General features: G+C 58.1%; 10 protein-coding genes. 2 read left to right on the plus strand and 8 right to left on the minus strand.

Annotated elements, in window-relative coordinates; all coding sequences use genetic code 11:
- From nqrF to HMPREF9538_RS13640, 6 genes are all read right to left on the minus strand, one after another.
- The coding region (gene nqrF, locus HMPREF9538_RS30015; protein WP_009485138.1) for an NADH:ubiquinone reductase (Na(+)-transporting) subunit F at window positions 1-845 on the minus strand (845 nt) is incomplete at its 3' end.
- Between the two features lie 12 nt (window positions 846-857).
- On the minus strand, window positions 858-1,454 hold the full coding sequence (gene nqrE / locus HMPREF9538_RS13660; RefSeq protein WP_004177335.1) for an NADH:ubiquinone reductase (Na(+)-transporting) subunit E: 597 nt from the start codon (window positions 1,452-1,454) through the stop codon (window positions 858-860).
- 6 nt (window positions 1,455-1,460) lie between these two features.
- A complete protein-coding gene (locus HMPREF9538_RS13655) occupies window positions 1,461-2,099 on the minus strand; it encodes an NADH:ubiquinone reductase (Na(+)-transporting) subunit D (protein WP_002889716.1) in 639 nt (212 codons plus the stop codon).
- On the minus strand, window positions 2,092-2,886 hold the full coding sequence (locus HMPREF9538_RS13650) for a Na(+)-translocating NADH-quinone reductase subunit C (RefSeq protein ID WP_004177336.1): 795 nt from the start codon (window positions 2,884-2,886) through the stop codon (window positions 2,092-2,094). The genes HMPREF9538_RS13655 and HMPREF9538_RS13650 overlap by 8 nt, the downstream gene beginning before the upstream one ends.
- Window positions 2,879-4,117 carry an NADH:ubiquinone reductase (Na(+)-transporting) subunit B gene (locus HMPREF9538_RS13645; protein ID WP_009485139.1) on the minus strand — a complete coding sequence of 413 codons (1,239 nt, stop codon included), beginning with the start codon at window positions 4,115-4,117 and terminating at the stop codon, window positions 2,879-2,881. Before HMPREF9538_RS13645 ends, HMPREF9538_RS13650 begins: the two co-directional genes overlap by 8 nt.
- Before the next feature lie 3 nt (window positions 4,118-4,120).
- Window positions 4,121-5,464, minus strand: coding sequence for a Na(+)-translocating NADH-quinone reductase subunit A (locus HMPREF9538_RS13640; RefSeq protein WP_002889702.1), 1,344 nt, complete (start codon window positions 5,462-5,464; stop codon window positions 4,121-4,123).
- A gap of 411 nt (window positions 5,465-5,875) precedes the next feature.
- Between HMPREF9538_RS13640 and dpaA the strand changes: the two genes are divergently transcribed.
- Window positions 5,876-6,616 carry a peptidoglycan meso-diaminopimelic acid protein amidase gene (gene dpaA / locus HMPREF9538_RS13630; RefSeq protein ID WP_002889699.1) on the plus strand — a complete coding sequence of 247 codons (741 nt, stop codon included), beginning with the start codon at window positions 5,876-5,878 and terminating at the stop codon, window positions 6,614-6,616.
- Here dpaA and HMPREF9538_RS13625 read toward each other — a convergent pair.
- Together HMPREF9538_RS13625 and lpcA are read right to left on the minus strand one after the other, a co-directional pair.
- Window positions 6,587-7,354 (minus strand): class II glutamine amidotransferase, encoded by a 768-nt coding sequence (locus HMPREF9538_RS13625; RefSeq protein WP_002889696.1) that lies wholly within the window; start codon window positions 7,352-7,354, stop codon window positions 6,587-6,589. The two genes, dpaA and HMPREF9538_RS13625, sit on opposite strands and share 30 nt — an antisense overlap.
- A gap of 74 nt (window positions 7,355-7,428) precedes the next feature.
- Complete coding sequence (gene lpcA / locus HMPREF9538_RS13620; protein ID WP_004145825.1) at window positions 7,429-8,010, minus strand: D-sedoheptulose 7-phosphate isomerase; 582 nt, start codon at window positions 8,008-8,010, stop codon at window positions 7,429-7,431.
- Between the two features lie 239 nt (window positions 8,011-8,249).
- Here lpcA and fadE point away from each other — a divergent pair, with 239 nt between their 5' ends.
- A complete protein-coding gene (fadE, locus tag HMPREF9538_RS13615; protein WP_032457114.1) occupies window positions 8,250-10,694 on the plus strand; it encodes an acyl-CoA dehydrogenase FadE in 2,445 nt (814 codons plus the stop codon).
- The last annotated feature ends 44 nt before the right edge of the window (window positions 10,695-10,738 follow it).

Below are 10,738 nucleotides of genomic sequence, written 5' to 3' on the forward strand. Positions count from 1 at the left end.
CCCCCCCCGCCGATAAACACCATCTCGGCGTCGGTTTCTTTAGCAAAGAACTCGCCAAACGGCCCGGAAATCGTCACCTTATCGCCCGGCTTCAGCGACCAGATATAGGATGACATGATCCCCGGCGGCGCATCCGGGACCTTCGGCGGCGGCGTCGCGATGCGCACATTGAGCATAATGATGCCCTTCTCTTCCGGATAGTTAGCCATTGAGTAGGCGCGCAGGGTCGGCTCTTTCACCTCAGAGACATAGCGAAACAGGTTGAACTTATCCCAGTCTGAACGGTATTCATCGGGAACATCAAAATCTGCATAGGCCACTTTATGCGGCGGGCATTCAATCTGAATATAGCCCCCGGCGCGAAACGGCACCACCTCCCCCTCCGGGATCCGCAGCTTGAGCTCTTTAATGAAAGTGGCTTTGTTATCGTTAGAGATAACTTCACACTCCCATTTTTTGACCCCGAAAATCTCTTCCGGCAGTTCAATCTTCATGTTCTGCTTCACCGCCACCTGACAGGCCAGACGGCAACCGGCTTTGGCATCCCGCTTAGTAATATGCGAAAGCTCGGTCGGCAGGATATCCCCGCCGCCCTCTTTAACAGTTACCCGACACTGGCCGCAGGAGCCGCCGCCGCCGCAGGCGGAGGAGACGAAGATCCCGTTGCTGGACAGCGTGTTCAGCAGTTTGTCACCCGCAGGGGTGCGGATCTGTTTATCCGCTTCGTTATTGATCTCAATAACCACGTCGCCCGCGTTCACCAGCTTTGAGCGCGCTGCCAGGATAAGCCCCGACAGCACCAGCACAATCAGCGTGAACATCACGACGCCAAGAATAATTTCCATACTTATTCGCCCTTATAGCTGCACGCCGGAGAAGGACATAAAGCCCAGCGCCATTAGTCCGGTGGTGATAAAGGTGATCCCTAACCCGCGCAAACCGGCGGGCACGTTGGCGTACTTCATTTTTTCGCGGATCCCCGCCATCGCCACGATCGCCAGCATCCAGCCAATGCCGGAGCCGAAGCCGTAGACGATGGACTCCGGGAAGTTGTAATCGCGCTGCACCATGAACGACACGCCGCCGAAAATCGCACAGTTAACCGCAATCAGCGGCAGGAAGATGCCCAGCGCGTTGTACAGTGCCGGAAAATACTTATCGAGGATCATCTCGAGGATCTGCACCAGCGCGGCGATCACTCCGATAAAGGTGATGAAGTTAAGAAAGCTGAGATCCACCCCCTCAACCAGCGCGCCGTCGCGCAGCACCAGGTTATAGACCAGGTTATTGATTGGCACGGCAAGCCCCAGCACTACCGTCACCGCGACGCCGAGGCCGAAGGCGGTGGAGACCTTTTTCGACACCGCAAGAAAGGTGCACATCCCGAGGAAGAAGGCCAGCGCCATGTTCTCAACGAACACCGCGCGGACAAACAGGCTGATGTAATGAGCCATCACCGATTACTCCTTTTCCTGCTGCTCAGGCTTCCAGCTACGCAGGGCCCAGATCAGCAAACCGATAATGAAGAACGCGCTCGGCGCCAGCAGGAACAGGCCGTTCGGCTGATACCAGCCGCCGTTCTGCACCGTTTCCAGCACCGTGATACCGAACAGCTTGCCGCTACCGATAAGCTCGCGCAGGAAGCCGACGATAATTAGGATCGCGCCATAGCCGAGACCGTTGCCAATACCATCCATAAAGCTCGCCAGCGGCGGCGACTTCATGGCGTAGGCTTCGGCGCGGCCCATCACGATGCAGTTGGTGATGATAAGCCCGACGAATACCGACAGCTGTTTGGAGGTCTCATAGGCGAAAGCCCGCAGCAGCTGATCCACCACGATCACCAGCGAGGCGATGATCGCCATCTGCACGATGATGCGCACGCTATTGGGAATATGGTGGCGGATCATCGAGATAAACATGCTGGAGAACGCCGTCACCAGGGTCACCGCAATGGTCATCACGAAGGCGGTTTCCAGTTTGGTGGTTACCGCCAGTGCGGAGCAGACGCCCAGCACCTGCAGGGCGATGGGGTTATTGGCGATGAGCGGCCCCACCAGCACGCGCTTCACCTCTTTCATATCGCTCTGTTCAGCCATTATTCAGCTCTCCCTCACGAACCTTTTTCAGGAACGGACCAAAGCCCAGTTCGCCCATCCAGAAATCAAAGCTATGCTGTACGCCATTGGACGTCAGCGTGGCGCCGGATAAACCGTCAACCGCGTGGAGATCGCCTGCGCGCGCGCCGCCTTTCACCACCTTCAGCGCCGGCATACCGTTGTCATCCAGCACCTGCTTGCCGACAAACTGCTGGCGCCAGTTCGGGTTTTCCACCTCGCCGCCCAGCCCCGGCGTTTCGCCCTGATCGTAGTAAGTAATGCCTTTTACCGTGCGGCCATCGACGTCCAGCGCCACGAAGGCATACATCATCGACCACAGGCCGTTGCCATAAATGGGCAGCACCACCTGCTCAATCTTCTGCTGCGCGTCGCGCACCAGGTAAATTTCCGCCAGATTACTGCGTCGCTTTATACCAGCCGGATCCTGACTGGCATCCAGGGCCATACTCTGCTGCGGATCCTTCAGCGCCTGAGCCTGATTAAATTTACCCGGGTCTTTCTCCAGCAGTTCTCCGGTGGCCAGATTCACCAGTCGCGGGGTAATGCGCGCCGCGAAGGTGTCCGCTACCGCATCCGCATCCATACCGGGGTGCATCAGCCCTGACACTGCCAGGATATTGCGCTGCTTATCCAACGCCCGCTGCGCCTGCTGGCGGGATTTCAGCCCCACGGCCGAGCCCGCCACCACGATGGAGCAGACCAGACAAAGCACCAGCACCACCAGCAGCGTTTTGCCGATGCTATCGTTACTTTTCTTCTCAGCCACGCGACTTCCTCCGCTTAATATTGGCTTGCACCACCAGATAATCGAACAGCGGTGCGAAGAGGTTGGCGAAGAGGATCGCCAGCATCATCCCTTCCGGATAAGCCGGGTTCACCACGCGGATCAGCACGCACATCACGCCGATCAGCACGCCGTAACTCCATTTCCCTTTATCGGTAAACGAGGCGGATACCGGGTCCGTCGCCATAAACATCATCCCGAAGGCGAAACCGCCGAGCACCAGATGCCAGTACCATGGCATAGCGAACATCGGGTTGGTGTCGGAGCCGATAACGTTAAACAGGGTGGCGGTGGCGATCATGCCGATCATTACCCCGGCGACGATGCGCCAGGACGCGACGCGGCCAAAGAGGATGATCGCCCCGCCGATGAAGATCATCAGCGTTGACACTTCGCCAATTGAGCCGGGAATATTGCCGAGGAAGGCGTCCATCCAGCTCACCGGCACGCCAGTCGCCACGTTCACCAGCGCTTCACCGCCGCCGCTGGCCCACTGGGAGAGCGGCGTGGCGCCGGAGAAACCGTCCGCCGCGGTCCATACGAGATCGCCGGAAATCTGCGCCGGATAGGCGAAGAACAGGAACGCGCGCCCCGCCAGCGCCGGGTTGAGGAAGTTGCGCCCGGTGCCGCCGAAAATCTCTTTGGCGATCACCACGCCGAAGGAGATCCCCAGCGCCGCCTGCCACAGCGGCAGCGTGGGCGGCACAATCAACGCGAAGAGAATAGAGGTAACGAAAAAACCTTCGTTAATCTCATGCTTGCGCACAATCGCGAACAGCACCTCCCAGAAGCCGCCGACGATAAAGACGGTGAGGTAGATAGGCAGGAAAAATACCGCGCCCAGGGCCATCATGCTCAGCCAGCCGGCGTCGGCACTGAAGCTGACGCCTAACCACTGGGCGACGCTGTAGTGCCAGTTGTTGGCGATCGCCTGCTGCAGCTGTTCGGCGCCGTATAGCTTGTGCAGCGCCGGAATGGTCTGCAGCCCAACGTTGTACATGCCCCAGAACATCGCCGGGAATACGGCAAACCACACGAGGATCATCATCCGCTTCAGGTCGATGGCGTCGCGCACGTGCGCCGCGCCGCGGGTTACCTGGCCCGGCGTGTAGAAAATGGTCGCCGCCGCCTCATACAGCGGGTAATATTTTTCCAGCTTGCCGCCATGCGTGAAATGCGGCTCAAGTTTCTCAATCAGGTGCTTTAAGCCCATCTCTTATCCTTCCTGCTCAATCCGGGTTAACACGCTGCGCAGCGCCGGGCCATATTCATACTTTCCAGGGCAAACATAGGTGCACAGCGCCAGATCTTCTTCATCCAGCTCCAGACAGCCCAGCGCCTGAGCGCTGTCGGTGTCTCCGGCCAGCAGATCGCGCAGCAGTATGGTCGGCAGGATATCCAGAGGCATCACCCGCTCGTAGTTGCCGATCGGCACCATCGCCCGCTCGCCGCCGTTGGTATCGGTGGAAAAATGAAAGCGCTTGCGCTTGAAGAAATGGCCCAGCGTGGTGCGGGTAATCGAGAATTTCTCTTTGCCCGGCATCACCCAGCCGAAGAGCTCTTTTTCCCGCCCTTCTTTGACCACGCTCACCTGCAGATGGAAGCGCCCCAGGAAGGCGTGAGGGCCATGGGCGCGGGCGCCGCTAAGCACCGAGCCGGAAATGACCCTGTTTTCCCCCTCCTGCAGCTCACCTGCCAGCAGATCCTCCAGGCTGGCGCCGAGCGTCGTTTTGACCAGCCGCGGAGATGTTACCTGCGGGCCGCCGAGCGCAATTATCCGTTCGCAGTAGAGCTCCCCGTCGAGGAAAAGCTTACCAATGGCGATCGCGTCCTGATAATTGAGGTGCCAGACCTGCTTATTCAGGCTCACCGGCTCCAGAAAGTGAATATGCGTTCCCGGCAGCCCCGCCGGGTGCGGCCCGCTGAACTGATTGAAACAGACCTGGCCGAGAGGATGACCGCCCAGCTTGCCGCCGCTGGGCTGGCAGACGTGCACTTTCCCGTCGGTCAAGCGCGTGAGCACGGTAAGACCGGCGTCGAAGGCGGCACGTTCGGCCAGAATAATCGGCTGCGGCTCCGCCGCCAGCGGATTGGTGTCCATGGCGTTAACAAAGATAGCGGCGGGCGTGCTCCCCGGGAGCGGCGTTTTGCTGAACGGTCGGGTACGCAGCGCCGTCCATTGGCCCGACGCCAGCAGCTGCTGCTGTACGGTGTCGCGCGGCAGTTCGGCCAGCGCGTCCGCGGCGTAACGGGTAAACGCCACCGCGTCATTGCCCTCGATATCAATCACCACCGACTGCAACACGCGCCGTTCGCCGCGGTGGATCGCGCTGACGATCCCGCTCGCCGGGGCGGTAAAGCAGACGCCAGGGATCTTTTTATCTTCGAACAGGATCTGACCTTTTTTGACCCGATCGCCTTCTTTAACCGCCATCGCGGGGCGCATGCCAACGTACTCTTCGCCGAGTAGCGCGACGCGCTTCACCGCTGGCGCGGGAGAAATCTGCTGTAATGGCATGCCAGCTATGGGCAAATCCAGCCCTTTCGTGATTTTAATCATATCGTTAGCAGGTATCCGTAACCTCAACCCCGACGCAGGTCAGGGCCAGCTTATTGACAGAATGGCAGAGAAGAAAGGGCGAAACGGCGCCAGTAGCGCTCAGGACGGAAGAGAAGCATCCTTTCTTACTCTGATGATGAACCGGCGCAAGTGTAACATTTCGTGAGCGGCGGCTGTAGCGCAAGGGGCGATAAGTGCTTCTAAAATGCGAGCTATTGCGCAAAGTTCTCACTGTGTTTTCGTCGCTGGCAGGGTATAAAGTGAGGCTGATTTGTAAACGCCGCCACGTCGCCCTTGCGAAAAAATGCCGTGATGCTAATGTGAGCGCTCTAAATCCAGAAAACTCTGATTTCGGGTCTCTCTTGCCGTCCTGGCAATGTGGCTATTTTGTTTTATCAAGGAACAAGCAGTATGCGCAAAATCGCATTATTTATTGCGATGCTTCTGTTGCCGTGCGTGTCATTTGCCGGGCTGCTCAGCAGCAACAGCCCGACAACGCCGGTAAGCAAAGAATATAAGCAGCAATTAATGGGTTCACCGGTTTACATTGAGATCTTTAAAGAAGAGCGCATGCTCGACCTTTACGTCAAAATGGGTGAGACCTACCAGCTCCTCGACAGCTACCGGATCTGCAACTACTCCGGTGGCCTCGGTCCGAAACAGCGCCAGGGCGATTTCAAGAGTCCGGAAGGGTTCTATAACGTCACCCGCAGCCAGCTCAAACCCGACAGCCGCTTCTATAAAGCGATTAACATCGGCTTCCCGAACGCCTACGATCGCGCCCATGGTTATGAAGGGAAATACCTGATGATCCACGGCGACTGCGTCTCAGTCGGCTGCTACGCCATGACCGACAGCGGTATCGATGAGATCTTCCAGTTCGTGACCGGCGCTTTAGTCTTCGGCCAGCCAAGCGTGCAGGTGAGTATCTATCCGTTCCGCATGACCAACGCCAACATGGAACGCCACAAATACTCCTACTACGCGGATTTCTGGAAACAGCTCAAGCCTGGCTATGACTATTTCCAGCAGACCCACAAACCGCCGGTCGTATCAGTGACCGACGGCCGCTATGTGGTGAGCAAGCCGCTCAGCCACGAGGTTGTCCAGCCGCAGCTGGCCTCAAACTACACGCTCCCCGAGACAAAATAACGCCCACTCGCCTGGCATGATCTTATGCCAGGTTTCATTGGCCGTCAGCGGCTGCGTGGCGATAACCGTGACCACATCGTTGGGTGTGGTCTCGCGTTGAAAGTCGATCTCCACATCCTGGTCCAGCAGTTTTGCCACGCCGAACGGCGCTCGCCGGGTGATCCAGTGCAGATTGGTCGAGCAGAACGCCATTACGTAGCGCCCGTCCGACAGCAGCATGTTGAACACCCCTTTCTCACGTAGTTCACCCGCGAGGGTGGCGATATACTTGAAAACGCCCAGCATATTGCCCGGCGTGCGCGGATAGCGCTCGGTTAAACGGTGCAGCAGCCAGCAAAACGCTTTTTCACTGTCGGTTTCACCTACCGGATGAAAATTACCGGTTTTCAGCGACTTATAGCCTTTTAGCTGCCCATTGTGCGCATAGGTCCAGTTGCGCCCCCACAGTTCGCGGGTGAAGGGATGGGTGTTCTCCAGGGCCACCCTCCCGCGGTTGGCCTGACGAATATGGGCGACGACGGAACAGGACTTAATGGGGTAATCCTGAACCAGTTTCGCGATCGGCGACTGAAAGCTCGGCTGGGGATCCTTGAATGTGCGACAGCCTTTACCTTCATAGAAGGTGATGCCCCAGCCGTCTTTATGCGGCCCCGTCCCGCCGCCGCGCTGCACCAGCCCGGTAAAGCTAAAACAGATATCGGTTGGCACATTGGCGCTCATCCCGAGCAGTTCGCACATAGATCACCTCACCCTCACAAATCACGACGGCGCCGGAGCGAGGCCACCGTCAACAGTACACACTCACCTGCCTGTTAGCCTTTCGCCATCTCTTTTTCGATCAGCATAATCAGAATGTGGATCACTTTGATATGGATCTCCTGGATGCGGTCGGCGTAGCCAAAGTGCGGCACGCGAATTTCCACATCAGCGCTACCGGCCATTTTACCGCCGTCTTTACCGGTCAGGGTGATCACTTTCATCCCCTGCGCCCGCGCGGCCTCAATGGCCTTAATCACGTTGCCGGAGTTGCCAGACGTGGAGATACCGAGCAGCACATCGCCTGCGCGGCCAACGGATTCAACGTAGCGGGAGAACACATATTCATAGCCAAAATCATTGCTCACGCAGGAGAGGTGGCTGACGTCGGAGATCGCGATGGCCGGGTAACCCGGGCGGTTTTCGCGATAACGTCCGGTCAGCTCTTCCGCAAAATGCATCGCATCGCAATGGGAACCGCCGTTACCGCAGGACAGCACTTTCCCACCCGCCTTAAAGCTATCCGCCAGCAGGACAGCGGCACGCTGGATAGCATGGATATTAGCTTCGTCCTGCAGAAAGTTAGCCAGCGTTTCCGCGGCTTCGTTCAGTTCGTTACGAATAAGATCCTGGTACATGAGGATAATCCTTCAGTATGAGTGGAATAACCCCGGCAGTGTACCGGATAGCCGTCGAAGCGAGAAGCAGCAGGCAGCGTTATCCCTCGCTCTTTTGATTTTATGTGCCGCTTTTGCATACAACAATGTGAGCAAGGTTGTAATTATTTTGTAAACACATTGCTAAATAAAAACGCATGCACTACAACCAATACATCACAAGTGGTCAGACCTCCTACAAGCTCAGGGAGCATTTCTCTATGATGATTTTGAGTATTGTTGCAACCGTCGTTTTACTCGGCGCGCTCTTCTATCACCGGGTCAGCCTGCTGCTCAGCAGCGTGATTTTGCTCGCCTGGACCGCGGCGCTCGGCGCGGCCGGAGTGTGGAATATCTGGCTGCTGCTGCCGCTGGCGATCATACTGTTGCCGTTTAACTTTGCGCCTATGCGTAAATCCATGATTTCCGCACCGGCGTTTCGCACATTCCGCAAGGTGATGCCGCCGATGTCGCGCACGGAAAAAGAAGCCATCGACGCCGGCACCACCTGGTGGGAAGGCGATCTGTTTCGCGGCAATCCTGACTGGCAAAAGTTACATAACTATCCGCAGCCGCGGCTGACCGCCGAAGAGCAAGCTTTCCTCGACGGCCCAGTTGAAGAAGCCTGCCGGATGGCTAACGACTTCGCCATCACCCACGAAATGGCCGATCTGCCGCCGGAGCTGTGGGCCTATCTGAAAGAGCACCGCTTCTTCGCGATGATCATTAAGAAAGAGTATGGCGGACTTGAGTTTTCCGCTTACGCTCAGGCACGAGTACTGCAGAAACTCTCTGGCGTCTCCGGCATCCTGGCGATCACCGTCGGCGTCCCGAACTCGCTGGGCCCGGGCGAACTGCTGCAGCATTACGGTACCGAAGAACAGAAGAATCATTATCTGCCGCGTCTGGCACGCGGCCTGGAAATCCCTTGCTTCGCTCTCACCAGCCCGGAAGCGGGCTCTGACGCCGGCGCCATCCCGGATACCGGCGTGGTGTGCATGGGCGACTGGCAGGGTCAACAGGTGCTGGGGATGCGCCTGACCTGGAACAAACGTTATATCACGCTGGCGCCTATCGCCACCGTGCTGGGGCTGGCTTTCAAACTCTCTGACCCGGATCGTTTGCTGGGCGGAGAAGAAGAGCTGGGTATCACCTGCGCGCTGATCCCCACCTCCACCCCGGGCGTGGAAATCGGCCGTCGCCACTTCCCGCTGAACGTGCCGTTCCAGAACGGTCCAACCCGCGGCAAAGATATCTTCGTGCCTATCGATTACATCATCGGCGGCCCAAGCATGGCCGGTCAGGGCTGGCGCATGTTGGTTGAATGTCTATCGGTCGGCCGCGGTATTACTCTGCCGTCCAACGCCACCGGTGGTCTGAAATCCGTTGCCATGGCGACTGGCGCTTACGCCCATATTCGCCGCCCGTTCAAAATCTCCATCGGCAAAATGGAAGGGATTGAAGAGGCGCTGGCGCGTATCGCCGGTAACGCCTATGTGATGGACGCTGCGGCGTCGCTGATCACCTACGGCATCATGCTCGGCGAGAAACCTGCAGTGCTGTCCGCTATTGTGAAATATCACTGCACCCACCGCGGCCAGCGCTCCATTATTGACGCGATGGATATTACCGGCGGGAAAGGCATTATGCTGGGCGAAGGCAACTTCCTCGCCCGGGCCTATCAGGGCGCGCCTATCGCCATCACCGTGGAAGGCGCAAACATTCTGACCCGCAGCATGATGATCTTCGGTCAGGGGGCGATTCGCTGCCATCCGTACGTACTGGAGGAGATGGCCGCCGCGCAGAATAATGACCTGAACGCCTATGACAAGCTGCTGTTCAAACACATCGGCCATGTCGGCAGTAATAAAGTGCGGAGTTTCTGGCTGGGCCTGACCGGCGGGCGCACCAGCAGCGCGCCGACCCGTGACGCCACCCGTCGCTACTATCAGCAAATGAATCGTCTGAGCGCCAACCTGGCACTGCTGTCAGACGTCTCAATGGCGGTGCTAGGCGGCAGCCTCAAGCGACGCGAACGTATCTCCGCCCGTCTGGGGGATGTGTTAAGCCAGCTGTACCTGGCCTCGGCGGTGCTGAAACGCTATGACGATGAAGGACGCAATGAAGCCGATCTGCCGCTGGTTCACTGGGGGGTACAGGACGCGCTGCACCAGGCCGAGCAAGCCATTGACGATCTGTTGGACAATTTCCCGAACCGTCTGGTGGCAGGCGTAATGCGCCTGGTCATCTTCCCGACCGGCCGTCATCATCATGCGCCGTCGGATAGGCTGGACCACCAGGTCGCCAAAATTCTGCAGGTGCCCAGCGCCACGCGCTCCCGCATCGGCCGCGGTCAGTATCTGACGCCGAGCGAGCATAACCCGGTAGGCCTGCTGGAAGAGGCCCTGCTGGAAGTGATGGCGGCCGATCCTATCCACCAGCGGATCTGCAAAGAGTTGGGTAAAAATCTGCCGTTCACCCGTCTGGATGAGCTGGCCCACAACGCGCTGGCCAAAGGATTAATCAGTCAGGATGAGGCCGCCATTCTTACCCGTGCAGAGCATAGCCGTCTGCGCAGCATTAACGTCGACGACTTTGCGCCAGAGGAGCTGGCGACAAAGCCGGTAAAGCTGCCGGAAAAAGTTCGTAAAGTTGAAGCTGCATAATAAAACCACTACCACATCACACGCCGGGCGGGGAACTTTCCCCG

Source organism: Klebsiella sp. MS 92-3 (assembly GCF_000195655.1).
GTDB lineage: Bacteria > Pseudomonadota > Gammaproteobacteria > Enterobacterales > Enterobacteriaceae > Klebsiella > Klebsiella pneumoniae.